At 56.4% G+C, this 24,364-nt stretch carries 22 protein-coding genes; 10 read left to right on the top strand and 12 right to left on the bottom strand.

The annotated features are described in order from the left end of the window. Window positions 1–8: 8 nt before the first annotated feature. The 5 genes from HYX42_RS02405 (at window position 9) to HYX42_RS02425 (ending at window position 3,754) form a co-directional block, all read left to right on the top strand. Entirely contained in the window at window positions 9–1,427 is a 1,419-nt protein-coding gene (locus tag HYX42_RS02405) for a radical SAM protein (protein ID WP_293399096.1), read from the top strand. 117 nt (window positions 1,428–1,544) lie between these two features. Further along, window positions 1,545–1,952 (top strand): hypothetical protein, encoded by a 408-nt coding sequence (locus HYX42_RS02410; protein WP_293399098.1) that lies wholly within the window; start codon window positions 1,545–1,547, stop codon window positions 1,950–1,952. 8 nt (window positions 1,953–1,960) lie between these two features. After that, a complete protein-coding gene (locus tag HYX42_RS02415; protein ID WP_293399099.1) occupies window positions 1,961–2,767 on the top strand; it encodes a glycosyltransferase family 2 protein in 807 nt (268 codons plus the stop codon). Continuing rightward, the gene (locus tag HYX42_RS02420; RefSeq protein WP_293399100.1) at window positions 2,754–3,308 is read left to right on the top strand and encodes a hypothetical protein; all 555 of its coding nucleotides are present in this window, start codon (window positions 2,754–2,756) and stop codon (window positions 3,306–3,308) included. Before HYX42_RS02415 ends, HYX42_RS02420 begins: the two co-directional genes overlap by 14 nt. Continuing rightward, a complete protein-coding gene (locus HYX42_RS02425; protein ID WP_293399102.1) occupies window positions 3,305–3,754 on the top strand; it encodes a GtrA family protein in 450 nt (149 codons plus the stop codon). Before HYX42_RS02420 ends, HYX42_RS02425 begins: the two co-directional genes overlap by 4 nt. A gap of 15 nt (window positions 3,755–3,769) precedes the next feature. Here the strand turns inward: HYX42_RS02425 and HYX42_RS02430 are convergent, their stop codons facing one another. From HYX42_RS02430 to argA, 6 genes are all read right to left on the bottom strand, one after another. Next, a complete protein-coding gene (locus HYX42_RS02430) occupies window positions 3,770–5,296 on the bottom strand; it encodes a PfkB family carbohydrate kinase (RefSeq protein ID WP_293399103.1) in 1,527 nt (508 codons plus the stop codon). A gap of 6 nt (window positions 5,297–5,302) precedes the next feature. Further along, entirely contained in the window at window positions 5,303–5,776 is a 474-nt protein-coding gene (locus HYX42_RS02435) for an SIS domain-containing protein (RefSeq protein ID WP_293399105.1), read from the bottom strand. A 110-nt stretch (window positions 5,777–5,886) separates the two neighbouring features. Then, window positions 5,887–6,885, bottom strand: coding sequence for an SDR family oxidoreductase (locus HYX42_RS02440; protein ID WP_293399107.1), 999 nt, complete (start codon window positions 6,883–6,885; stop codon window positions 5,887–5,889). Window positions 6,886–6,906: 21 nt separating this feature from the next. Continuing rightward, window positions 6,907–8,010 carry a radical SAM protein gene (locus tag HYX42_RS02445; RefSeq protein WP_293399108.1) on the bottom strand — a complete coding sequence of 368 codons (1,104 nt, stop codon included), beginning with the start codon at window positions 8,008–8,010 and terminating at the stop codon, window positions 6,907–6,909. 194 nt (window positions 8,011–8,204) lie between these two features. Next, window positions 8,205–9,899 (bottom strand): hypothetical protein, encoded by a 1,695-nt coding sequence (locus HYX42_RS02450; protein ID WP_293399110.1) that lies wholly within the window; start codon window positions 9,897–9,899, stop codon window positions 8,205–8,207. Between the two features lie 37 nt (window positions 9,900–9,936). Next, window positions 9,937–11,286, bottom strand: a complete 1,350-nt coding sequence (gene argA / locus HYX42_RS02455; protein WP_293399111.1) for an amino-acid N-acetyltransferase — start codon at window positions 11,284–11,286, stop codon at window positions 9,937–9,939. 188 nt (window positions 11,287–11,474) lie between these two features. On the opposite strand from argA, the gene HYX42_RS02460 reads away from it, so the two are divergent. Next, the gene (locus HYX42_RS02460) at window positions 11,475–12,704 is read left to right on the top strand and encodes a diguanylate cyclase (protein WP_293399113.1); all 1,230 of its coding nucleotides are present in this window, start codon (window positions 11,475–11,477) and stop codon (window positions 12,702–12,704) included. 71 nt (window positions 12,705–12,775) lie between these two features. Then, the gene (hrpA, locus tag HYX42_RS02465) at window positions 12,776–16,729 is read left to right on the top strand and encodes an ATP-dependent RNA helicase HrpA (protein WP_293399115.1); all 3,954 of its coding nucleotides are present in this window, start codon (window positions 12,776–12,778) and stop codon (window positions 16,727–16,729) included. Window positions 16,730–16,789: 60 nt separating this feature from the next. Here hrpA and HYX42_RS02470 read toward each other — a convergent pair whose 3' ends face one another. The 6 genes from HYX42_RS02470 to lptF form a co-directional block, all read right to left on the bottom strand. Further along, window positions 16,790–16,948: a DUF3309 family protein gene (locus HYX42_RS02470; RefSeq protein WP_293399117.1), complete on the bottom strand. Its 159-nt coding sequence runs from the start codon at window positions 16,946–16,948 to the stop codon at window positions 16,790–16,792. 102 nt (window positions 16,949–17,050) lie between these two features. Beyond that, window positions 17,051–18,226, bottom strand: coding sequence for a pyridoxal phosphate-dependent aminotransferase (locus tag HYX42_RS02475; protein WP_293399119.1), 1,176 nt, complete (start codon window positions 18,224–18,226; stop codon window positions 17,051–17,053). Between the two features lie 16 nt (window positions 18,227–18,242). Next, window positions 18,243–19,187, bottom strand: coding sequence for a CysB family HTH-type transcriptional regulator (locus HYX42_RS02480; RefSeq protein WP_293399121.1), 945 nt, complete (start codon window positions 19,185–19,187; stop codon window positions 18,243–18,245). Between the two features lie 67 nt (window positions 19,188–19,254). After that, the gene (locus tag HYX42_RS02485) at window positions 19,255–19,614 is read right to left on the bottom strand and encodes a CbiX/SirB N-terminal domain-containing protein (RefSeq protein ID WP_293399123.1); all 360 of its coding nucleotides are present in this window, start codon (window positions 19,612–19,614) and stop codon (window positions 19,255–19,257) included. Between the two features lie 5 nt (window positions 19,615–19,619). Then, window positions 19,620–20,768, bottom strand: a complete 1,149-nt coding sequence (lptG, locus tag HYX42_RS02490) for an LPS export ABC transporter permease LptG (protein ID WP_293399125.1) — start codon at window positions 20,766–20,768, stop codon at window positions 19,620–19,622. After that, window positions 20,765–21,877, bottom strand: a complete 1,113-nt coding sequence (gene lptF, locus HYX42_RS02495) for an LPS export ABC transporter permease LptF (RefSeq protein WP_293399128.1) — start codon at window positions 21,875–21,877, stop codon at window positions 20,765–20,767. The genes lptG and lptF overlap by 4 nt, the downstream gene beginning before the upstream one ends. A 98-nt stretch (window positions 21,878–21,975) precedes the next feature. Between lptF and HYX42_RS02500 the strand changes: the two genes are divergently transcribed. Genes HYX42_RS02500 through HYX42_RS02510 form a run of 3 tightly spaced genes read left to right on the top strand, consistent with a single transcriptional unit; the run spans window position 21,976 to window position 24,265 of the window. Continuing rightward, complete coding sequence (locus HYX42_RS02500; RefSeq protein WP_293399131.1) at window positions 21,976–23,511, top strand: leucyl aminopeptidase; 1,536 nt, start codon at window positions 21,976–21,978, stop codon at window positions 23,509–23,511. Further along, the gene (locus HYX42_RS02505) at window positions 23,508–23,945 is read left to right on the top strand and encodes a DNA polymerase III subunit chi (protein ID WP_293399134.1); all 438 of its coding nucleotides are present in this window, start codon (window positions 23,508–23,510) and stop codon (window positions 23,943–23,945) included. Before HYX42_RS02500 ends, HYX42_RS02505 begins: the two co-directional genes overlap by 4 nt. Further along, on the top strand, window positions 23,942–24,265 hold the full coding sequence (locus HYX42_RS02510; RefSeq protein WP_293399137.1) for a hypothetical protein: 324 nt from the start codon (window positions 23,942–23,944) through the stop codon (window positions 24,263–24,265). Before HYX42_RS02505 ends, HYX42_RS02510 begins: the two co-directional genes overlap by 4 nt. Window positions 24,266–24,364 lie beyond the last annotated feature (99 nt).

A 24,364-nucleotide genomic window follows, 5' to 3' on the forward strand; every position in this document is an offset into this window, starting at 1 on the left:
AGTTGACCATGAGCAAACCTACCCGCGAAACCAACCGATTCGGTAACGATGTGGTGACCTCCATCCCCAGCGATGCCGCGCTGGCGGACAAGCCGGGCCACAAGCTGCGTACCTCCAACACCATCGTCGACCGTACGGTTGAGGTTGAAGGATCTTCAGTCGGTGCCCCTGCAGCTGCTGAACAGCTGCTCGACAGCACCAAGCTCAAAAAGCTGGAAGGCCAGGAAATCAAGTTCTACAAGGAAGCTGGCCAGGTCGGCGTGGTGCGTGTTGACCCAACCTGGAAAACCGACGACCAGATTCCCAACCTGTTCACGGGGCCGAGCTATCGCAACAAACACGAGCGTTTTCGTTTTGATGGCCACAAGATGATGCATCACCTTGATCGCATCGCAGCCTGGCAGAAAGGTGAAAAGTTCGCGCCCATCCACATTGATATGGGCCTGACCAAATTCTGCAACACCGCCTGCCTCTATTGCTATGCGGTTGTGCAAAACATGACACGCGGCACCATGATCGAGCGTGAAGCACTGCTGCGTTACATAGAGGATTGCGGCAAGCTGGGCGTGCGCTCCATTGGTTTCATCGGCGACGGCGAGCCTACCCTCAACCCAGCCGTGTATGACGCGACCGTGCTGGCGCGCAAGCTGGGTGTAGATACCTCCATGGCCACCAACGGCCTGCTTTTTGACATGGACCGTGCGCACGACATGCTGCGCGACATGACCTGGATCCGCTTCAACCTGTCCGCCGGCGAACGCGATGGTTTCCAGCGCGTGCATCAGTCCAAGGCCAGCAATTTTGACGAGCTCGTTGAAAAGATCCGGGCACTGGTCAAGATCAAGAAGGACAACGGCTACAAGTGCACGATCGGCCTTCAAATGGTGCTGATCCCGGAATGCTATGACCAGGTCATCAAGGAAGCCCAACTGGGCGCGGAACTGGGCGTGGACTATTTCGTGATCAAGCAGTGTTCCGACTCCGAATACAAGGAGATAGGCATCGACTACAAGGATTACCTCAGCATTGCCGATGTACTCAAGGAGGCAGAGACCTATTCCAACGAGAACTACGTCGTGCAGGCCAAGTGGGACAAGATCATGGCGGGCGGCGAAACGCCGCTGTACAAGGACGGCTATCGCAAATACGACCAGTGCCACGGCACGCCGTTTTTGCTGCAGGTGTCCGGCAATGGCAAGATTTACCCTTGCGGTCCGTTCTTCAACAAGGAACGCTTCTACATCGGTGACATTCACGATCAGTCGTTCTTCGACATCGTGATGGGCGACCGTTACTGGGAAGTTCACAACGACGTGGTGAATTCTGTCGATGTGCACAAGGATTGCGCCGTCGGCTGCCGCCAGGATTACGTCAACAAGTTCCTCTGGGACCTGAAGAGTCCTCCTGAGCACATCAACTTCATCTGATCTCGCCGCCAGGGCTGTGCGCTGATGGGTTCGGTTCTCGCAGCAGGCGTTGGGGCTTTTCTGGTCCTGCTTGCCGTTCAGGTTTTTCTGTGGCGTGTGCCTGGCGTCAGGCGCGAAATGCTGGGCCTGGCGGTGGTTTACTTGCTGCTGCCATTTTTCGTATTTCTGGCCGCGGCGCTTCTGACGAACACTGACCTGCTCGACCTGATTCTGGCGGGCTTCCTGTACCTGGCTTTGGCCTGTGGCTACATTCAGACTTACCCGGCCCTGCGGGAAGATATTCCTTCGTTTCGGATCCTGTTTGCGATTGATGCTGCCGGGCCTGCAGGCTTGAGCGAGGAGGGCGTTATTGCCGCGCTTGGAGCCGACAATCTGCTCTTCAAAAAGATGGACGATCTGTCGAGCGACCGTCTCATTGGTGTCGATGCAGACGGAAAATTGCATCTTCTTCCAGCCGGGCGCTTTCTTGCCATCGTGTTCAGGACGTACCGCAAAACCCTGGGCCTGCAGCGTGGGCTTGGCTGAAAATTTACATGAACAATAAAAATCATGACGAGGAATTCCCCACCATCACGGTGGTGATGCCGTGCCTGAACGAGGAAGCCAACATCGCCGATGCGGCCACATCCACACTGCGGGCGCTGGACCGCAAAGGCATTGTGGGAGAGTTGATCATCGTCAATGACGGCAGCAGCGACGGCACACAGGCTGTAGCTGAGCGAATTGCGGCTGCGGACTCCCGGGTGAGGATCATCCGGCATCCGGAGCGCCAGGGCATAGGGGCCTCATTTTTTGACGGTGCACTGGCTTCGACCATGGACTACGTCACCATGTTTCCGGGCGACAACGAAAACGACCCGGACGATGCGCTGACCTACTTCAGCATGACACGTCACGTGGACATCATTGTTCCGTTTATCTACAACATCGAGATCCGTTCGCGCATGCGCCGTATTGTGTCTTCAGGCTACCGTTTCATCATCAACATGAGTTTCGGTACGAATCTCAACTACACCAACGGGACCGTGATCTACAACACTGCCATCCTGCGTGAGGTGGAACTGGAGTCCAAGGGTTTCTTTTACCAGGCAGAGCTGTTGATCAAGCTGATCCGCCGTGGCTACCTTTATGCGGAAACTCCGCACTTTCTGGGTGATCGCCAGTCCGGCAAGACCAAGGCGCTGACCCTCAAGTCATTACGCGAGGTGATGATGGCTTATCTCAGACTAGTCAAGGAAGTTCACATTACACGCAGCAGCGGTGCCACTGGCCTGCCGCTCAATCCGCGCTCTGCCACATACAAACGCATGGCCGCAAAGGGTGGTGATGGCAGATATTAGGAGTTTGACTCTGGTCTGTACCCTGATCGCATGTGCTGCACTGGTGCTTGTACATGCCTTGATGGCTCGTCTATGGCTTTCAGGGAATTCCGGGGCCTCACCACAAAAAGCTACCGCATTGCTTGGTCTTGTACTGAACGTCCCACTGGTTATTGGGTTGATGACTTGGGGCGTGATGCTGAAAACCCCCATTGGAGAGTTGCTGCTGGCCTGGGTTTATGCGGCACTTGCTTATAACAGTGTGGCGTACTCCTATTTCCATTTTTTCAACCTCAGTGAAACGGGGCGCCGTATCCGCGTGTTGCTGCAACTGCTTGAGGGGGAGCATATTGGCATCAATGATGCCCGGGCAACGACCTACAGCGGGCAGACCATGATCAGGCAGCGCCTGGCCAGACTTCTTCAAATGGGGCAGCTAGGCACCGCAGGCGGGCGATACACGATCAAGGGTCGTTTTCTGTTGCGTGCCGCCAGGCTGGTGCGCTCGATTGGCCGGTTGACCACGGGCCGTGCCGATGTGCTACCGGGCAGGGCCTTATGAGCAATCGCATCGTTGGGCTTGTCAGGGGCGTCTTTCACGGTGAGCACGCCGCCCAGCAATTGATACGTCATCTCATTGTGGGTGGCAGCGGGGTGGTTTTTAACTGGGTCGCCTTCAGCGTGCTGCGGCACTTCACTGCGTTGGGCACCCTGCAATCGACCCTGCTTGTGCATGCCGTACTGCTGGCAACGATTTTCCCCCTGCAGAAACTGTTCACCTTCAAGAAAAAAAAGCACGGCAGCCGCCAGGCTATCCGTTTTCTGATCAATGATGTGGGTTACATCACGCTGGACTATCTGCTGGCGGTGGCGTTTATTGACATGCTGGGCCTGCCCATCTGGTTCGGCAAGGGATGCGGGCTGGCCATACTTACACCCCTGAGTTTTTTGTCCCAGCGCTTGTGGGTGTTTTCGGATGCATCAAAGCCGGAGCAACCTGAGGCGTAGACCTCCCGGCGGCTCCTATTTGAGCAGGGTTGTCACATATTTGTAGAGCATGGGTTGCTCTACGGGCTCGCGGTTGCAGACGATCTGTACATCGATGGCCGCCGCTGCGCTGCCCACAAATGCCGCCACCTGTGAGGACAGCTTGCCGCCCAGGCACAGGCCCGCAAGAGACAGGAACGCGTCACCGGCGCCGATACGGTCGACCACCTTTGTGGACAGGGCAGGGATGTTATGCACGACCTTGTTGGGACGGTCCCAGATCATTACGCCCTTCGAGCCGCGCGTGACTGCAAGGTAATCGGCACCGACGCGGTCAGCGACCTGCTCGGCGACTGCCTCGACAGGGTCGTGCCTGTTGTGGGCGGCCAGACGAAGTTCAGGTTCGTTGAGTGAGACAAAGTTTGCGCGGTTGTACCGGTTGATCACGTGGAAACCGCGATTGCCGCTATTGACCTGCGTATTGACCGCGAGAAAGGGCGCATGCTCGCAAAGGGCCTTGACCATGGCTGGTGCAATGAAGCCATTGCCGAAGTCGGGCACGATGACGACGTCATAATTCGCAAGTTCGTCACGCAGAACTTTGGCTACCGTCTCGTCATGAGGGCTGTCTTGCGTCGCATCGCGATAAAAATATACTTCGAAAAACTTGGCCAGGTCACTGTCCACAAAACGGCGCTTGACCACAGTCGGTGCGTTGTCGATGTAGAAAAACCGCGGTGTCACGTTGGGCTTGAGCTTGGAGCGGATAAATTCTTCGTGGGTCTCCAGTTTGCCCAGCCCCGTCATAAGGGTCACGCTGTCCGCAAAGGATGCCAGGTGGTTGGCCACCGCCAGTGAACCGCCCGCGAACTGCTCTTCCGAGTCATAACGGACGGCCAGGATATTCCCCTTGCCGGTCTGGCCCAGCGGGGACACATAGTGATACTGGTCAACGATGGCATCGCCCACGACCAGCACGCGAAGTTTTCGCAGTGAGTCGAGTTGGGCGAAGATGCTTTTGTCGCTGGTGCTTTCCGCAAATCGCTCCAAATACTGTTTCGTTTCCGGGGGGAACACGCCGAAATGCTCGTTTAGGAGCGAGCTTGAGCTGAAGGTAATCTCATCCGTGTAGAAGATGCGGCCGCCATGGGACTGCGTCGCATTGATCTCGCGCAGGATATTGCCTGTGACATCGTCCGATACGGACTGGTAGTCGCTTCCCTTGGCATAGATATGGGGTCTCACATGCTCAATTGGTGTCAATGCCGTGTAATCGGCATTGACTGCGACATAGTCGACACAAGCCAGCGCAGCGAGGGTTTCGGCACGAAGGTCCTCACTGAACACGGGCCGGCCCGGTCCTTTGTTCACGTACTTGTCCGCAGTCAGGCTGACGAATAGAACGTCGCCCTCCTGGCGCGCCCTCTGCAGGTGGCGGATGTGACCGGTATGCATGAGGTCGAAAGTGCCGTGGCAAAGCACAACGCGTTTACCCAGCGCTTTCAGGCGCGCTGACTCAATGCCTAACTGCTCTATGGAACATATCTTCCCTGGTGTGCTCATTTTTTATTACCCTGCAGCCTGAAGTTTTGCCGCGATGCGGTCGGACAGGTTGTGCAGCACAAACTGGTGCCCGATTTCCACGATGCCGTAGTTGTCGGAGTCCAGCCAGACATTGAGATCACCCAATTGCCGCAAGGGGTTGTCGGTCTTGAAGCCGGAGAGTGTCAGCACCTTGCCGCCGCCAGCTCGCCGAAAGCCTTCAACCGCATTGCATATGTTGGGAGACTTGCCTGAACTGCTGATGGCCACCAGCATGTCGCCTTCGCCCGCATGCATTGCCAGCATGCGCGCGAAAGCGACCTCATAGCCATAGTCATTGGTCATGCAGGTCAGTAGTGAAGAATCGTGCAGCGTGAAGGCCGAAATCTTTGCCATGTTGACGAAGTCTGTCACCGCGTGGGAGGCGATGGCCGCACTGCCGCCATTACCCACGATGTACATGCGCTTGCGTGATTTCTTCAGCTCGTCGACCCAATCCATAAATGTCGCAGCGCCAGCGTTGGAGGATATGTTTTCCCCTGTGGGGCCTGCCCATGCCGACATGCTGACAACACGGGCGAACTCCGCGGTTCGGGATGCGAGATCTAGAGTCAAGTGGATGCCTCGTTACCTAAAAATTTAAACCACGGAGCCGTCGCCTGCTGGATGGATGCCGTACTCCACACCGGCGCATCACGCCAGTCAGAGAGATGTTCCAGCATGAGCGCAACACCCTCTTCAAAGGAAACTTGCGGAGACCAGCCGAGCAGGCCGCGGATACGTGTCGTATCGCCAAAAGTGCAATCCGGCTCACCCGGACGTTTGGGTATATGAACGACATCACCCCCCAGCAGTTCCACGAGTCGATTGACGCTGTAGTGATTGCCGCTGCCGACATTCATTGCGACTGCGCTGATATCGGATTTGGCCGCAGCCAGAAATGCCCTGACAACATCCGTGACGTATGTGAAATCGCGTGTCTGGCGACCGTCGCCCACGACGGTAAAGGGCTGACCATGAATTTTCTGTGCGAGAAACACGCCGAACACGGCGCCATAGGCGCCTGTAGTACGCGAGCGGGGGCCGTATACATTGAACAGGCGAAGGGATACTGCCGGCAATTTATAGGTTTGCGCCCAATGCAGAACCAGCTCTTCACCCATGTATTTGGTGAGCGCATAAGGATATTGCGGCTGGATGGGTGATGTTTCAGGCGTTGGGTACGTGTCCGGGATTCCATAGCTTGATGACGACGCCGCGTATACCAGGCGTTTGACACCTGCGGCCCTGGCACACTCCAGAACATTCAGCGTACCCTGCACGTTGGTCTGAAAATACGCGCCTGGCGCTTCGATGGAGGGGACAATATCTGCGAGGCCGGCCATGTGAAAGACCCAGTCAACGCCCTCAAAACATGCCCCCAGCGCGGAGGCGTCCCGTATATCGACCTGGTGAAAGGTCAGTCGCGGTTCTGTGCCCAACTGCTTGAGGTTTGCTGTGCGGCCACTTGCCAGGCTATCGACAGCCACAACTTCGTGACCTTCTCCGAGCAGCAACTCTGCGAGATGGCTGCCAATAAACCCTGCCCCACCTGTAATCAGTGCCATCATGCGGCATCTCCCTATGTGGGCTTAAATGAAGTTCACGTGTTCGACGTTGCCAGCCGTCAGTTTGTCCAGATAGCGGTTGACTTCATCCATGCGGCAGTTCTTGCGGCAATCATTGATGTCAAGATCGTGGCGCACATAGCGGAAGTTCTCGCGGCGTTTGTCGCTTTGCCAGACTTCCTTGAAAGATTGCTCCATCATGTTGCCGTAAGCGAAGCGCTCATCCAGCAGATAAGCACTGCAACCGTAGACCTGTCCATCGGCCATCACATATGCCCACGAGAACGGTGTTGCATTGCACTTGCTGTAACGCTCGCCCTCCGCCTCCACGTATTTTTTCATCGTATTGCTGCGGAAAACAAGCTGGAAGTCATCGGTTGAAAAGCCCTCAAACCGTTGCTCCATGCCGATGTAATTCTTGTAGTTAACCTTTTCGTAAAGATGGGTCGTGCTGAACTTGTGCTGTGAGTAGGGCTTGACGACAAGGTAGTCAAGGCCGATTTCGTCGCGGCAAAGAATGGCCAATTGCTCGATTTCGTCTGCGTTCTCGGGCAGTAGCAGCGTCTGGGCGCCTATCGTGCAGTTGATGTTGTTGGCGCGCTTTGCCGCCACGGCGCGTTTGAGGTTTCCGACAACGCGATCAAAATCAGACTCTTTGGTCTGATGGATTTTGGCGTAGGTTTCTTTTGTGCCTGCGTTCATGGATACCTTGATCCACGAGGTCAGGGGCAGTGCTTCGGCGATGAATTTTTCGTTCAGCACCGTTGCGTTGGTCGTGAACGAGACGTCCATGCCCGCAGCTTTTGTCGCCTTGACGATATCCACGATGCGCTTGTGCAGCATCGGCTCGCCTTCTCCGGCGTACATCACACTTTTGACACCCAATCTGCCCATTTCCTGGAGTCGTTCCGAGAGAATGTCTGCATCAAGCATGCGGGCTTTATAGCCTATATAGTCCACAGCGCAAAATGTGCATCGATGGTTACAGGCTCCGACTGGCGACATCTCGACATAGATGGGATACACATCCTTGGCCCGCTCCCAGTCGTCGCCAACGTCCAGCAAGTTGGCAACCCACCGGGGGTGATACACCAGTTTGTGACTGTCGATTCCATACTTATCGGCCATACTTGAGAAATCCAGGAACATTCATTGGAAGAGGGGCTTCTGTCGGGGCTGGAAGCCGCACAAGTGTACCTGTGCAGGACGCCCGCAGATCGGTCAAATTTTAATCAAATGCAGCCCTGCACACCGGGACTTATACGCCGGGGGTGTGAATAAATAGACAAGTGGAGCCCCGTCTGGCCCGGAAAAACGGGCTCTTACATGCAGGGGTCAAGCGGAAGGGGCATTTTTTCGATGGTGATGCGATCCGCTGCCTGGTTTTTTTGCCATTGGCGGAAAGCGTCGGGATCCCAGGCCGAACGGAAATACCATCCCAGCGCCCGCACGAACCAGCTTGAGGAGGGCTCGGCGACATTGACCTGGCTGACGTCGCAAACACCCTCAATACGGCCCACCATTGCATGGCCTTGCAAGCCGCGTATGTGGACGCGCATGTAGTCCTGTGTCAGTACAGGTTGTGCGGCAGGTGCCCAGCCCATGCGCTGTCGGAGCTGAAAGCGCCAGCGGGTCCATGTCGACTCGGGCTCTTGTGGAGAGGCAATAGCCACCACGCTTTGAGGTTTGCTCAAGGCCCTCTGAAGCAGTCCTGTCCACTCAACGTCCCGCAGTGGCGCCGCAATGACATCGGTTTTATCGTCCACCAGAATGACTTTTGTCTGACTTGCCAGGGGTGAAGCGGAAACCGCCTGGACCACCATGTCTTCGTGAACGGTCCGAACGGCGAAAAAGGGCCAGCGCAGAAGCAGTCCGGCGATGACAGCGAGCGTCAGCCAGCCTGCCACAGGGCGAGTGACCGAAATCCGGCCATCCCGCTCCCTGCTGGAGGCCAGATAGGCGAGCAACCACGCAAGTGCACTGCCGAAGTAGTAGAGATAACGCAAGCCCCACCCGGCAGGGCTGGCCAGCCTGAGTGCTGCTATGTATGGCGACAAGGTAAACACTGCCGTGCTGATCGTCAGCAACAAAAAAAAGTACCGTCGGTGGTCAAGGCTGCTGGATTGGTGGCTTGCCCGACTTTTTTTACTTTTAATCTGCATCCATGCGATTGCAAACCAGAGCGGAAGCCATGCCATGAATATGGTTACAAGGAATGTCGCCAGCGATAGCATGAGTTGCAAAGGATGGAAAGACAGGCGGCGCTCGCTGGCCATCTCTGCGCCGATTGGCGGAAACATGACGAACATGGCTGCAAATGCGCCTGCACCGATCACAAAGGGAGCACTCCGTTTTATCAACTTAACGCCGATATGCCGCCAGTTAACCGCAATCCCCGGGGCTAGGGTTCCGTCAATCAGCAGGGTAACCATGGGATATAGCACGAGCATGGGCGCCGTTGCTTCTCCGAGCAACGCCGATAGAGTCCCAAATATGCAGGCAAGCAGGTAAGCAGCCATGCCAAATGCCGTACGCGGGCGCAGATGGGCCTCAAGAAAAAGCCACATTCCCAAGGCAAAAAAGGCATGGGCCGATACAAAAATAACTGTCGGTGTGGAGAGGATGATCTGGTTGGCTGGCGTCACAGCCGAAAGTACGGCCATGGCGAAAGCCAGCCTCGGCGAAATACTTCCTGTACGCATGAAGGTCATATACCAGGCAGCGCCTGCGATGACCGCTCCGAGTACTGCCAGCCAGATGGCCCCGTGTGCAAAACCGGTAACCGTCATGGCGTGCAGATTCAGCCAGCCAGCCACTGGTCGTCCGTTGTCCATCAGCCGTTTGAATATTTCCCCATACGTGCCTTGCTCGTAAAGAAGGGCGTGGATCCATCCGTCCTGGAATTCGCTCTGAAACAGCGCGAACGGCAAATGGGCTGAAAATATGACCAGCATTGCCAGCACCAGCCAGCTGAGATCTACAGCTGCGGGTTTGCCTGGCATTGGGACGTTGGTCATTGCCTGAAAGTCGTTATCCACCGATCAAGACTCGTCATTAACCCAGTTTTTTCACCAGCACCTGACTTTTACGGTCCCAGTTGTATTTACGTTTGCGTGCTTCGGGCAGCCAATCCGGATCCACCTGGACAAACCCCCGTTTGATAAACCAGTGCATGGTACGGGTGGTCAGCACAAAGATGCTCTGCAGGCCTGCCGCGCGGGCGCGCTGCTCGATGCGTTTGAGGATTTTTTCGCCATCGCCCTGACCCTGACTTTGAGGTGAAACCGTGAGCGCTGCCATTTCAGCGGTTTTTGCTTCGGGGTAGGGGTAAAGCGCTGCGCATGCAAAGATAACGCCGTCGTGTTCAATCACGGAATACAGTTCGGCGTCACGTTCAATTTCGGTGCGGCCACGCTTGACCAGTGTTCCGTCCTTTTCGAAAGGTTCAATGAGTTGCAGTATGCCGCCGACGTCGTCCGGGGTGGCTTCGCGCAGGCTTTCGAGCTTTTCGTCAATGACCATGGTGCCGATGCCATCATGGACATAAATCTCAAGTAGGAGGGCCCCGTCGATCGAAAATGGCAGGATGTGGCTACGCTCGACGCCTGCCTTGCAGGCCTTGACGCAGTGCTGCAGATAAAACGCCGTATCGGTGGGGCGTTCGGCGGGGGAGAGGCTGTCGAGCAGCTTTTCAGCGGCTGCAAGCGGTAGTTCTGTATCAATCGGGTTGTCTTCGCTCTCGGGCTTGTCCGGCTCAATGCGTATACCTGGAATTTCGGTCAGGAAAATCAGTTTGTCGGCCTGAAGTGCAATGGCGACGGATGTCGCCACCTCTTCCATGGTCAGGTTGAATGCTTCCCCCGTGGGCGAAAAGCCGAAGGGCGAGAGCAGCACCATGGCACCGTAGTTCAGTGTGGTTGTTATGCCCGCAACATCAACTTTGCGCACCAGTCCGGAGTGCTGGAAGTCCACCCCGTCCATGATGCCTACTGGTCGCGCTGTGATGAAGTTACCCGAAATGACGCGTATGGTGGCGCCAGCCATCGGCGTGTTGGGCAAGCCCTGACTGAAGGCAGCCTCTATCTCGTAACGCAATTGGCCTGCAGCTTCCTGGGCACAGTCCAGGGCGACTTCATCCGTGATCCGCATGCCATGTGAATACCGTGCTGTATGACCCTTGGCCTGGAGTTGCTCGTTGACCTGGGGCCTGAAACCATGCACCAGCACAATCTTCACACCCATACTCTGTATGAGCGCCAGATCCTGTGCAATGTGTTGCAGTTTCCCGGCGGCTATCGCTTCACCTGCAATGCCTACTACGAAGGTTTTACCCCGGTGCGTGTGGATGTACGGTGCCACCGAACGGAACCACGGTACAAAGGTGAAATTGAACACGGCAGACATGGGCGCGCTTTCGGATTCAGGAGGTGCAAAAAAAGTGGCGGCGAGGACGTCGCAGGCAGACCCCTGCAAACGCCCTGGATACCGCGAAATGAGTGTACGACACGAAATGCAGCCGGAAAGGGTCCAAATCATCCGGAACTCCCGCTGCGGGTTGCCGTATCTCGCCGGGCCGGGTATCTTCAAGCTACATGGACAAATTGATTATTGGTCTTTGGGGATGCTTTTTCGGCACGACTGTCCTCATTTTGGCCGGTGCGGCGCTTGCCTTCCATCGTTCGCTACACCGTATTTCGCGCAATGCTGCCCTGACAGCCGTCGCTGCTGCATTCTTTGCGATCGCCTTTCTCGGTGGCCTGCCGATTGAAGATCCGGACGCCCTGGCGCGGTTTCTCGCCGCGCTCGCCGTTATCACATCCAGCATGTTGACCTACCAATTGTTTGCGACGCTGGGTTTGCTGAAACGGCGCAGGCTGCGACAGTACGTCATGCTGGCTTTGTCCCTGGTGTGCATCATGGTATTGACCGTGGGTTGGTGGCTGCCCGCCAAACTCTTCCTGGCAATGGGCATCGCTGTTGGTTGTCTTCTGGCACTGATGGCTCTTGGCACTTGCCTGCGCAGCGCGTGGTACGGCGAGCGTCTGGCTTGGGTCGCGGTGACAAGCGTTTTAGCCATTCTGGTCGCGTTACTCGGCTTTGGCTGGATCGCACTGCATCGCAGGCAATCCGTTGGAGCGGTTCACATCGTAACGGCTGTGGCTTCCATGTATTACGTCTTCACGTTGGCCTATGTGCTTTGGAGCCGCTACGCCTATCTGATTGAGTTGCATGCCGTGATGGCTTACGGTCCTGGTTATGACCCTGTTACGCGCATGCGTTCGAATGCCGAAACCGGCAAGTTGGTCAGCGAGGTCTTTGAGCGCTTTCGCGAACGTCCCGCCCCTTTGGGTATTGTGGTGCTGACCATCGCCAATTTGTACGCACTTGAGCGACTGCATGGCGCGGCAGCCGTCAACAGCGCATTTTTTGTATGCGCCGGGCGCTTGCGGAGGCTGGTACCTGCGCATATAGAAATGGGTAGACTGGGCAAGGACGGCTTTTTGCTCATCATGCAAAACTGCAGTAGCAGCAAGCGGATAATTGATCTGGCAAGATCGGTTGAATCCCGCTTGCGCCGCTCTGTCTCGCTCAATACCAATCGAGATGCATCCAAGCTGGAGACGGGGAACACCGTATGGGTGGCGGAAATTGGTATAGGTGTGCTGGTTGTGTCCGACCCCGAGGTACGCGGCTCCGGTGCCGTTGCCATCGGACGGGCCATGTCGCGCACCGCCATCAGTTATGCAAGCCGCATTGCCTGGCTGGACCAGTCCAGTGGTGAAACCGTTGAGATACCCGAGGTGCGGCCAGGGCAGCATTAGCAGAGACCGTCATCGCAATGCCCGAGCGCTGATAATCCCATGACAGCTTCCAATTTTACGGCCCCCCGCTTTTGACCCAGCTCTTGCCGCCACCACCAATATCTTCTGCGCAGCCCGGGCTCGTCATCGACTTCCCCGAAGCGCTTCCTGTTTCCGGCACGCGCGATGAAATCACCGCTGCCATCGCGGCGCATCAGGTCATCATTGTCTGTGGAGAGACGGGGTCCGGCAAAACCACACAGTTACCCAAGATTGCCCTCGCCATGGGACGCGGCAAGCTTAACTACCCCGCCGGCCAGCGGGGCAGGTTGATCGGCCACACGCAGCCACGCCGCATTGCCGCATCCAGCGTTGCCAAACGTATCGCGGAAGAGCTCAAGACGCCGCTGGGCGATGTTGTGGGTTACAAGGTCCGCTTCCAGGATCGCCTGAGCCGTGATGCCTCGGTCAAGTTGATGACTGACGGTATTTTGCTTGCGGAAACGCAGACCGATCCGCTGCTCCAGGCTTACGACACCATCATCATTGACGAGGCCCATGAGCGCAGCCTGAACATTGATTTTTTGCTAGGTTATCTGCGGCAGTTGTTGCCACGCCGACCCGATCTGAAAGTGGTGGTAACGTCCGCGACGATCGACGCCCAGCGTTTTGCAGATTACTTTGCCTCCAGCAAGGGGCCAGCTCCCGTCATCATGGTGTCGGGCCGCATGTTTCCGGTAGAACAGCGCTACAGGCCTTATGAGGAGTCCCGTGATTACGATCTGAATGATGCGATTTCTGATGCGGTGGATGAACTCTGGCTCAGCCCGCATAGCGCCGGTGACATCCTCATTTTCCTCCCCGGTGAGCGCGAGATTCGTGAAGCGGCAGACCATTTGCGAAAACACCTGGCTCACCAGCCCCTGAATCGCAACGCGGAAGTATTGCCGTTGTTTGCACGGCTCAGCCAGGCTGAGCAAGACCGCATATTCGACGGACATAGTGGCCGGCGGATTGTGCTTGCAACCAACGTGGCGGAAACCTCTCTTACCGTTCCTGGCATACGGTATGTGATCGACGGGGGCACTGCGCGCGTCAAACGCTACAGCTTCAGGAACAAAGTCGAGCAGTTGATGGTCGAGCCAATCTCGCAGGCTGCGGCCAACCAGCGGGCAGGGCGGTGCGGACGCGTCGCAGATGGCATCTGCATCAGACTGTATGACGAGCAGGATTTCACAGGCCGCCAGCGGTTTACTGACCCTGAAATCCTCCGGAGTTCACTTGCGGCTGTGATTTTGCGAATGAAGGCGCTTCGTTTGGGGGCAGTGGAGGATTTTGCGTTTATCGAACCACCACAGCGTCGTGCCATCACCGATGGCTACCAGTTGCTGGCCGAGCTTGGTGCTGTGGACGACGACAACGAACTGACACCCGTGGGGCACACGCTGGCGAAACTTCCGCTGGACCCCCGCGTCGGACGCATGATTCTGGAGGCCAAATCGAGGAGCGCGCTTGATGAGGTCCTGGTGATTGCCAGCGCACTGAGTGTTCAGGATGTGCGCGACCGCCCGATGGACAAGCAGGCACAGGCAGATCAGCAACACGCCAAGTTCGACGATGAGAAGAGCGAATTCAGCGGTTATCTCAAACTCTGGAAGTGGCTGGGTGATTCGCGCGGTGGGCATGAGGGTACCCATAAACTGTCCAATCGCCAATATGAGAACCTGCTGCGCGAAAACTACGTCAATATACGCCGCGTACGCGAATGGCGTGACATCCATTCACAGCTGCATACGGTTGTGGGTGAGCAGAAGTGGGTATTGAATGCCAAGCCGGCTTCCTACGAACAACTGCATTTGTCCATGTTGTGCGGCCTCCTTGGCAACATCGGCTGCAAAAGCGACGAGGAGGATTGGTACCTGGGTGCGCGTGGCATCAAGTTTTACCGTCATCCCGGTGCCAACCTGAGTAAAAAGCCCGGCCGCTGGATTGTCGCTGCCGAACTGGTTGAGACAACCCGCCTGTTCGGGCGCGGCATCGCGAACATAGAGCCTCAATGGATAGAACAGGTCGCCGGACATCTCCTGAAAAAGCAGCTCCTGGATCCCCATTGGGAGAAAAAAGCGGCGCAGGTAACGGCACTTGAGCGCGCGACCCTTTACGGCCTTGCGGTTTATCACGGACGGCGCGTCAACTTTGGCAGGGTCGATCCATCTGCTGCCAGGGAAATTTTCATTCGGGAAGCCCTTGTCGCAGGTAATTGGGAAACCAAACTGCCTTTTCTGGCTGCCAATAAAAAACTCATTGCCCGTGTGCAGGAGCTGGAGCACAAGGCGCGGCGTCAGGATGTGCTGGTCGACGAAGAGCTGATCTATGCCTTCTACGACCAGCAACTGCCGCCGGATGTCTTCAGTGGCGCAAGTTGCGAAAGCTGGTACAAAACCGAAGTCCGGAAGCAGCCCGAGCTGTTGTTGCTGACACAGGACGAACTGATGCGGCACGAGGCCGCAGGCATCACTACGCAGTCATTTCCCAAAACCTTGCGACTGGGCGGCGTCGACTGCATGGCTGTCTATCTGCATGACCCGGGAGACGCGCGTGACGGCATCACTGTTGATGTCCCTCTGTTTGCATTGAATCAGGTCAATGACGAGCGCTGTGAGTGGCTGGTGCCCGGCATGCTCAAGGACAAAATACAGGCACTGCTCAAGACGTTGCATCAGCGGCCGCGTTCCCGCCTAGTGCCATTGCCTGAAACTGCTGCGCGCATGGCCGAACAACTCAATCAGCCTCAGTTCTTTGGTAATGGCTCGCTGACAGATGCGGTGCTCAAGCTTGTCCGTGATGCTACATCGCTGGATATAAAGCGCGGTGACATAAAGCTCGATATGCTGCCTCCCCATTTGTTCATGAATTTCCGGATACTGGATGAGCATGGTCGCCAATTGGGAATCGGGCGCAATCTGGGAGGATTGAAGGGTGAGCTGGGCGCCCAGGCCAGGGGCGCATTTCAGGCGCTTGCCGCGCTTAAAAATCTTCCTTCCGTTTCGGTGGCGGAGCAACCAGTAAACTTGCCTTCAGGCCCGGCAGAAAAAACATCTGTGCGTGGCGGCGCGAGGCCGGATGCCACGAAGGGTGCGACAGTCGGCACACCCGAACGCGCCAGGGTGCCAGACAGGTACACCAGCTGGAGCTTTGGCGAATTGCCCGAACTCATGGAGATTGGCCAGGGCACCCAGACAATGATTGGGTTTCCGGCACTGATTGACCTGGGTGATGCCGTCACGATTGAAGTGTTCGACGAACCGGACCTGGCGGCTACCAGGCATCGTGCCGGGCTCCGGCGGCTGTTCAGTCTGCAGATCAGGGATGCGCTGAAGTATCTTGAGAAAAACCTGCCGGATCTGCAAAAAATGGCTACGGCTTTCATGCTTGTGGGCCGGTCCGCCGACAATTCCGGCGGCGGAACGATGGAAGAACTCCGGGCACAAATTATTGAAGTTGCGCTTGACAGGGCTTTTCTTCTTGAACCTCTGCCTGCCAACGAGGCGGAATTCAGGAAACGCGTTGAAGAAGGCCGCGGACGCCTGACGCTGATTGCCAGCGAGGTCGCGCGCCTTGCCTCTGGCGTCCTGCTTGAGTTTGCATCTGCCCAACGCAAGATACGGGACACAAAAAACGCCACTGAGGCGGCAGGTGATGCCGTCCAGCAATTGCAGCGCCTGGTGCCCAAAAATTTTCTTGCCGTCACGCCCTACACCCAACTGCAACACTTCTCCCGATATCTGAAGGCCATCACCTTGCGACTTGAGAAGTGGCGTGCTGACCCGGCGAGAGATATGGCACGAATGGCCGAGCTGAAACCGCTGGAGCAACGTTTTTGGCGACTCGTCGCCGAACGCAAGGGGGTCACGGACGCACGCATGCAGGAATTTCGATGGCTGCTTGAAGAGTTGCGGGTGAGCTTTTTCGCCCAGGAACTCCGTACGCCGCAACCTGTGAGCATCAAGCGCCTGGACAAGGCCTGGCAGCAACTCAATAGTTAGCGGGCAAAAAAAATGGCCATGCAGCAATGCACGGCCATTTTTTGAGAATGTGCTACTTCGTCAGATTTTTCCCATCAGCAGCAGGATCACCAGAATTATCACTATCAGGCCGAGGCCACCACTCGGACCATAGCCCCAGCTGCGACTGTGACCCCATGTTGGCAGTGCCCCCACCAGGATGAGGATAAGGACGATAAGAAGAATGAGCGAAATAGACATATGGACTCCTTGTTTTGTTGTTTCGATTCTTGCGTGATGTTGCAAGCAATCCAACAGGAGCAAGCCGCGTCAGTCCGTCATCCAAAGGCTGACAGTCGTGACCTACAGTTTTGCCAGCCGCTCCAGGGCGGCGTTCAGGGTCTCATCTTTTTTCGCAAAACAGAACCTCACCACGCGCTGGTCAAAGCCATCGCCGTAAAACGCTGAAAGAGGAATCGCCGCAACGCCGATCTCCGAGGTCAGCCATTTGCAGAAATCTGATTCGTTCAAATCGCTCACGTCAGAAATATCAACACACTGAAAGTAGCTCCCCTCGCTGGGCAGGAGCTTGAAACGGGTTTTGGCCAGTCCTTCACGAAAAAGGTCGCGCTTGCGCTGGTAGAACGCCGGCAGGTCAAGGTAAGGTCGTTCATCGGCCATGTAACTCGACAGCCCATACTGCACGGGTGTGTTGACCGTGAAAACATTGAACTGGTGTACCTTGCGAAACTCTGATGTCATGGCCGCTGGCGCAGCCACATAGCCCACCTTCCATCCCGTCACATGATAGGTTTTGCCAAAGCTGCTGACGATGAAGGCGCGGGCCGCGAGACCCGGAAAGCGAACGGCGCTCTGATGAATTTGCCCCTTGTCTGCATCAAACACCATGTGTTCGTAGACTTCATCGCTGATCAGCAGAATATCGGTGGGTGCAAGAATTTCCTGGAGTTGAAGCATGTCTGCTTCGGACCAGATTGTGGCGCTCGGGTTGTGCGGTGAATTGATCAAGATGGCCCGCGTATTCGCCGTAATGGCCGCGCTGATTTTATGGAAGTCAGGCCTGAAGGTCCCTGGGGTGAGCGGCACCCGGACCGCTACGCCACCAGCCAGCTCGATGTTGGGTACATAGCTGTCATAGCAGGGTTCGAGCACGATAACTTCGTCGCCGGGATGCACCACAGCCAGGATCGCCGTGATGATGGCCTGAGTGGCGCCGGCTGTCACGGTAATCTCGCTGGCAGCAGCGTATTTGCGCCCGTGCAGTTTGAATATTTTGGCTGAGATGGCTTCCCTGAGCACTGCGACACCGGCCATGGGTGGGTACTGGTTCAGGCCCAGTGTCATCGCTTCGGTCACAGCGCCGACAAGGCGCGGGTCACATTCAAAATCCGGGAATCCCTGACCAAGATTGACGGCATTCTTCTCTGCCGCCAGACCGGACATCACCGTAAATATGGTGGTGCCGACCGCCGGAAGCCTTGTTTTCAACTCTGGTGTGCGTTCAATAGCGTTGTTCATAATGGGTTTGCCAAGGTCAAACTTCGTAGTCACTGACATGGCCTGACATGACTTTTTCAATCACGCTCCGGTCCAGCCTGTCGCTCAGTAGGTTGGCGAAGGTATAGACAAAGTTGCGCAGATAGGCGCTTCGCTTGAAAGCCACGCGTGCGATATTCACACCAAAAAGTGGGCCTGCAGGAATCGCCAGCAGGTCGCTGTTGGTGCCGTCGTCCTTGATGGCCATTTCGGCCACGATACCAACACCAAGACCCAACCTAACATAGGTCTTGATCACGTCCGAGTCAATGGCCTCCAGGGCGATTCGTGGCTCGAGTCTTTTTGCTGCAAAGGCCTCGTCAATTTTGGTACGACCTGTAAAGGATGGATGGTAGGTGATGAGCGGCTCGGCGGCCAGATCTTCCAGCGTGATGTTGTCCTTGCCAGCCAGCGGATGCGCGACGGGCAGCACCAGCATGTGCTGCCACTCGTAGCAGGGCAAGGTCACCAGTTCGGAATAGTGCGTGAGCGACTCGGTTGCAATACCGATTTCCGCGACTTCATCAATCACCATCTTGGCGACCTGGTCAGGCGAGCCCTGATGGAGGCTCACATTGACCTTGGGGAAAGCTTCCCTCAGTTTTGCGACCGGTTGCGGCAATACGTAACGCGCTTGTGTATGGGTGGTCGCAATGGACAGGGTGCCGCTGTCCTGGGCAGAGAACTGCTCGCCGATGCGGCGCAGGTTGCCGACTTCGCGCATGATGACATCTATGCTTTTGAGCACGTGATCACCGGGCTCGGTAACCCTTTTCAGGCGTTTTCCATGCCGTGCGAAGATTTCAACCCCGAGTTCTTCCTCCAGTTCGATGATCGCCTTGGAGACGCCAGGCTGGGAAGTGTGCAGTGCTCGGGCTGTTTCAGTCAGGTTGAGGTTGCGGCGAACAGCTTCCTGAACAAATCGGAATTGGTGAAGGTTCATATCGAATCCAGGCTAATTATTGATTTTATTATGCCTTAATTGTACTAAAGACCTTGCGTCCATGTTTTCATGTGAGGGCGATATCTGCAATCAGTGCCGTCAGTTGCGGCAATTCACCCACTGCTGGGAGCAACTCGATCTCCACGCCTGGATGCGCCTCGCGGATTTGGTCCACCAGCTTCGGCAAGTCTTCTCGCGCATGTTTTCCGACACCCAAAAAAAGCGGGAAGATCCTCACCCGCTGCGCGCCTCGGTCTATTAGATCGGTGGCGGCATCCCCAAGGACAGGTGCGCAAAGTTCGAGGTAGGCGCATTGCACAAGCGTGCCCGGTTTATGCTGAAGAATGCGGGCTGCCACGGCCTCAATAGGCCCCCGCCATTGCGGGTCGCGAGAGCCATGGGCGAAAAGAACAATGCCTGTGATCAAGATAGTCACCGTCTGAGTACCAGCCATCCAAATGCCCCCAGCGAGATGGCCATGTAGAGAAGTCCGGGCGTGGCGGCTGCGACCCATGGCTGCCAGTTTTGCAGGTTGCCGACATATCCGAACACGTTATTCAGCAGGAAAAAGCTGATGCCAATCATGACTCCTGCAAATACGTAAGCCGCAATTCCTCCGGAGCGGAAGTGCAGATATGCAAAGGGGAGGGCGAGAATGACCATTACTAGGCAACTGAGCGGATAAAAAACCTTCTTCCAGAATTCAATCTCGTAGCGTTGGGCTGTCTGGCCGTTCGTATCAAGATGGCGAATATAGGTAAACAGGTCCACCGTGCTCATGCGCTCGGGTTTGAGCAACGCCACCGACACCATTTCCTGCGAGATTTCCGTAGGCCAGCGAAAGGTTTCAAGATTGATGCGCGTCACTCCGGCCACAGGCTTGCCCTGCTCAATTTGCAGGTTACCTGCCGAACGGATATCAAACTCGGAGCGGGTAGCCTTTTTCAGTTGCCAGGAGTCGTCGTCTCCAAACGTGGCCAGGGGAGCCTGCGTGATCGACACCACCAGCCCCTTGTTGTCAAATTCGAAGATTTGCACGCCCTGCATTTCATTGCGTGGGGTGAGAATTTTGACGTTGGCCACGTAGGTGTTGTAAGCCTGTTTTTCCTTGAGCCACGCACCGGTCTGGCCCACCGTCGTAGCACTTTGATAGCGTGCCTTGAGAAGTTGTGCGGCACGTTCACTCGCTGGCGCTACATAGTCCCCAATCAGGAAGCTCAGTACGACGAAGATGGCCCCCACGCCCAGCAACAGCTTCAGAGCGCGCCATGGATCAAGGCCGCTGGTTCGCAAAATCGCGTATTCGGAGCTTTGCGCCATCCGCGACATGACAAAAATGGTGCCGATGAGAACCGAAATCGGCAGCAATTCATAAAGGTGGTTTGGTACCAGCAATGCAACGTAAAACAGTGCATGCCTGATCTGGTAGATGTCATTGGCATTGGGAAGCCCGTTGGTTCTTCCGAGATACTGCAACTCGTCTACCAGGTCGAAAAAGAAAAACAGGGCCAGAAAACCCAGCGCAACCAGCGCTATAGATGCGAGCACCTCGCCGTAAATCAGTCGTCGTATGGTTTTCATGCCGGGTTACTCCGCACGCCTTGAGGTCGCCTCAAGGCAGCACGTAAAGTCCAGTTGTTATGCCGCTTTGCCAGCCACGCGAGGCCAAGTAGCAGAGCCCCGCCGTGCAGCAAGACCATCAGGTTGCCAAAACCTATGAGCCCGCCAAATATCCAGCTTTGGCCCAGGTTGATCATATTGTTGTAGACCAGAAAAGTCAGTACAACAAAAGCCAGATTGCCACTTCGTCCGCCACGTGGATTCACACTGGCAAGAGCCACTGCCAGCACTACAAAATTAATGGCCGCGAGAGCCAGTCCGAGACGCCATGCCAACTCACTGATATTGGCAGGCGTCGGCGTTTTGAGAAGTACGGGCATCGAAAGCAGCTTGGCCTCCGTCACATCGGTATTCAACGGTGCAGCTTCACCCGTATTGCTGCCGTACTCTTCAAACTCGCTGATCTTCAGCGCCGACTTGCCAATTTCGTTTTCCATACGCTGACCATTTTCAAGGACCAGCATCTGGGTATCGCCCTTGGTTTCAATCCTGCCTGTGCGCGCGGCGGTGACTGAGCTTTTCCCCCGTTCGTTGGCCGCAATGAATACGTTGCTGCTCGACTTTGTGGCGGTAGATGCGTCGCGGTCGATAAAAAACACGCGATTCCCGCTGGAGGATTCCTGGAATTGACCTGGCGCAATCCTGTCCAGGTCGCTGCGACCCTCGTAGCGCTCCTTCATGTCTTTGGTTTGCTGGTTGGTCCAGGGCCAGACAAACAGTGAGGTCAGCGCGATGATCAGCAGAACTGGCCAGGAAAAGCGGAACAGGGGACGCAAAAAACCGGCCAGTCCCAGCCCGCTGGTAAACCAGACAACCATCTCGCTGTCACGATACATGCGCGACAGAGTCCCGACCATGGAGATGAACAGCGACAGGGTGAGGATGGTCGGTAGCCGCCCCAGCGCTGAATACGCCATGAACAGCATGACATCCTGCGGATTGATGATGCCGCGTGACGCCTGGCCCAAGGTGCGGATCAGCACAATGGTCAGGACGATGGTGATGAGGACGACGAGCGTGGCGCCGAAGCTGCGCGCAAGCTCTCTGCGGATCGAAGATTGGAATAACATTGACTAAATAATCGCTTTTGGCTCACAGGCCCGTTTGGGTCTTTTTGGCTTGCTGCCCAACCCCTTACTTTTTTATCTGATCGGCCAGACCTTCAATTATGGACTTTGAACTCAAATCAAGCAGCCTCGCCCGCATTTGCTCCGAAAAATGCGATGTCCTGGTGGTATTGATAACCCACGAGGCGAAGTTTTCTGGTACCGGCGATGATGCCATCTCCCGGATGACAGGTCTCGCCATGAAGGCCGGTGACTTCGATGGCAAGGCCGGCAAGTTGCTCGGTAGCTATCGGCCAGCAGACATTGCCGCGAAGCGTCTTGTGATAGCCGGGGTGGGCGACGGCAGCCCGAAGAATGTGCGCACCGCTGTAGCTGCCGCCATGAACAGTGTGAAAAACGGCAACGCCAAACGTGTGGTGGTGAGCTTGTCTGCACTGGCCAGCGTGGCTGGTGACAGCGTACGGGCGGCCGTCCTGGCCTGCGCTGATGTTTCCTACACCTACACGGCCACGAAATCAAAAGCAACACCCTCTTCACTTGAGCGCGTGGTGTTTGCGGTGAACAACATCGGTGCGGTGCGGACGGGTTTTGACAAGGGCGTCGGGCTGGCAAAAGGCGTCGCCCTGGCCAGGGAATGGGGAAACCGCCCGTCCAATCATGCTACGCCAACATTACTGGCGAATGCGGCGAAGGAGCTGGCAAAACTGCCGAAAATCAAGGTCGATGTCCTGGGACCCAGGGAGATCGCCAAATTGGGTATGGGGTCGTTCATAGCCGTTGCACAGGGATCCGCCCAGCCGCTGCGTTTTATCGTTTTGCGTTATGAAGGTGCGGTCAAGGCAGAAGCCCCCGTGGTGCTGGTGGGCAAGGGCATCACTTTCGATACCGGCGGTATCTCCATCAAACCTGCAGGCGAGATGGATGAGATGAAATTCGATATGTGCGGAGCAGCCAGCGTGCTGGGCACCTTCAGGGCTCTGGCCGAGCTGAAACCTGCGCTGAATGTGGTGGGCCTGATTCCCGCCTGCGAAAACATGCCCGACGGCCAGGCTATCAAGCCTGGCGATGTGGTGACCAGCATGAGCGGGCAGACCATAGAAATACTGAACACCGATGCTGAAGGACGCCTTGTGTTGTGCGATGCACTGACTTACGCAGAGCGCTTCAAACCCAGGGCCGTGGTGGATATCGCGACCCTCACCGGTGCCTGTGTAGTCGCGTTGGGCGCAGTACGCAGCGGCATGTTCACCGCCGATGAGAAGCTTGCCAAGGCACTTCACGATGCGGGCGAAACGTCCCTGGATTTGTGCTGGCGCCTGCCCCTCGACGATGAGTATTCGGAAGGCCTGAAAACGAATTTTGCCGACGTGGCCAACGTTGCGGGCCGGGCCGGGGGGGCCATCACTGCTGCGAAATTCCTCCAGCGTTTCACTTCAAAATTTCCGTGGGCGCATCTGGATATTGCAGGTACCGCGTGGAAGGGCGGTTCGGCCAAGGGTTCGACAGGCCGCCCTGTACCGTTGTTGATCGACTTTCTGCTCGGGCAGGCCCTCGATAAACCTGCGTCCGCGGTACCAAGAGGGAAACCGGGCAAGAAGGCCCCTTCGAAACCTGCAACCAGGCCCCGCGCTGCATGAAGGAAATAGAGTTTCACTTCAACGTACCTGACAAGCTGGACTACGCATGTCGTCTGCTGCGCAAGGTGCATCACAGGAGCATGCGTGCGCTGGTAACTGCCGAGACGGAGGTTCTGGCGGAACTTGACAGGTTTTTGTGGCAGTTCTCGAGTACGGAATTTCTTCCGCACTGTATGGCTACAGCAGGGGCGACCTTGATCCATTCGACCTCAATAATTCTGGCGGAGGAGACTGGGACCTGGGCTGAAGAAGGCGTGCTGATCAACCTTGGGCGGAAAATTCCCGCAGGATTCGAACGCTTTGAGCGTTTTGTCGAGCTGGTTTCGGAGCAGCCGGAAGACCGGATTGCCGGTCGCGACAGATGGAAAACCTACAAGGATGGCGGATTTGAGTTGAAGCGCCACGATGTTGCTGCTGCAAGGGAGACGCCTTGAACAGCAACCAGACACCTCCACGTTTTGTGCCGACGCTGACGGAGGTTGTGCAACCGGGCTCACAGCAGGATTTGTCCCCTTCATCACCTGCAACGGCATCGCTCGAGCAGTTTGAAGACCAGATGGTCCACCGTGTGATGCAGCGCGTGGATCTTGTGCTCGAAAGACGGCTGCGCGAAGCTGTAGGCCAGCTCATCCTGACGCACACCCAGGCACTGGGGCCCCGGTTACGTGAGGAAATAGAACTGGTGGTGCGCGAATCGGTCAGTCAGGCCGTGGCGCAGGAACTCCCGCGCGGTCCTGGCGACTATCCTGCTTGAGATGCGGTCCGTGATGGGTTCCGGGCACGGGCACCTGCATCTTTCTGTAACCCGGTCGCTGCTTATTTGACACGGCTAGGGGCGTTGCTATGGCATGGG

Source organism: Polaromonas sp. (assembly GCF_016185115.1).
In the GTDB taxonomy this organism is placed as follows: domain Bacteria; phylum Pseudomonadota; class Gammaproteobacteria; order Burkholderiales; family Burkholderiaceae_C; genus Polaromonas.

What these genes read in the sequence shown, in the direction of transcription:
- HYX42_RS02405 (WP_293399096.1), top strand. Translation starts at nt 9, where the DNA reads ATGAGCAAACCTACCCGCGAAACCAACCGATTCGGTAACGATGTGGTG.
- HYX42_RS02410 (WP_293399098.1), top strand. Translation starts at nt 1,545, where the DNA reads ATGCTGGGCCTGGCGGTGGTTTACTTGCTGCTGCCATTTTTCGTATTT.
- HYX42_RS02415 (WP_293399099.1), top strand. Translation starts at nt 1,961, where the DNA reads ATGAACAATAAAAATCATGACGAGGAATTCCCCACCATCACGGTGGTG.
- HYX42_RS02420 (WP_293399100.1), top strand. Translation starts at nt 2,754, where the DNA reads ATGGCAGATATTAGGAGTTTGACTCTGGTCTGTACCCTGATCGCATGT.
- HYX42_RS02425 (WP_293399102.1), top strand. Translation starts at nt 3,305, where the DNA reads ATGAGCAATCGCATCGTTGGGCTTGTCAGGGGCGTCTTTCACGGTGAG.
- HYX42_RS02430 (WP_293399103.1), bottom strand. Translation starts at nt 5,296, where the DNA reads ATGAGCACACCAGGGAAGATATGTTCCATAGAGCAGTTAGGCATTGAG.
- HYX42_RS02435 (WP_293399105.1), bottom strand. Translation starts at nt 5,776, where the DNA reads ATGGATTGGGTCGACGAGCTGAAGAAATCACGCAAGCGCATGTACATC.
- HYX42_RS02440 (WP_293399107.1), bottom strand. Translation starts at nt 6,885, where the DNA reads ATGATGGCACTGATTACAGGTGGGGCAGGGTTTATTGGCAGCCATCTC.
- HYX42_RS02445 (WP_293399108.1), bottom strand. Translation starts at nt 8,010, where the DNA reads ATGGCCGATAAGTATGGAATCGACAGTCACAAACTGGTGTATCACCCC.
- HYX42_RS02450 (WP_293399110.1), bottom strand. Translation starts at nt 9,899, where the DNA reads ATGACCAACGTCCCAATGCCAGGCAAACCCGCAGCTGTAGATCTCAGC.
- argA (WP_293399111.1), bottom strand. Translation starts at nt 11,286, where the DNA reads ATGTCTGCCGTGTTCAATTTCACCTTTGTACCGTGGTTCCGTTCGGTG.
- HYX42_RS02460 (WP_293399113.1), top strand. Translation starts at nt 11,475, where the DNA reads ATGGACAAATTGATTATTGGTCTTTGGGGATGCTTTTTCGGCACGACT.
- HYX42_RS02470 (WP_293399117.1), bottom strand. Translation starts at nt 16,948, where the DNA reads ATGTCTATTTCGCTCATTCTTCTTATCGTCCTTATCCTCATCCTGGTG.
- HYX42_RS02475 (WP_293399119.1), bottom strand. Translation starts at nt 18,226, where the DNA reads ATGAACAACGCTATTGAACGCACACCAGAGTTGAAAACAAGGCTTCCG.
- HYX42_RS02480 (WP_293399121.1), bottom strand. Translation starts at nt 19,187, where the DNA reads ATGAACCTTCACCAATTCCGATTTGTTCAGGAAGCTGTTCGCCGCAAC.
- lptG (WP_293399125.1), bottom strand. Translation starts at nt 20,768, where the DNA reads ATGAAAACCATACGACGACTGATTTACGGCGAGGTGCTCGCATCTATA.
- lptF (WP_293399128.1), bottom strand. Translation starts at nt 21,877, where the DNA reads ATGTTATTCCAATCTTCGATCCGCAGAGAGCTTGCGCGCAGCTTCGGC.
- HYX42_RS02500 (WP_293399131.1), top strand. Translation starts at nt 21,976, where the DNA reads ATGGACTTTGAACTCAAATCAAGCAGCCTCGCCCGCATTTGCTCCGAA.
- HYX42_RS02505 (WP_293399134.1), top strand. Translation starts at nt 23,508, where the DNA reads ATGAAGGAAATAGAGTTTCACTTCAACGTACCTGACAAGCTGGACTAC.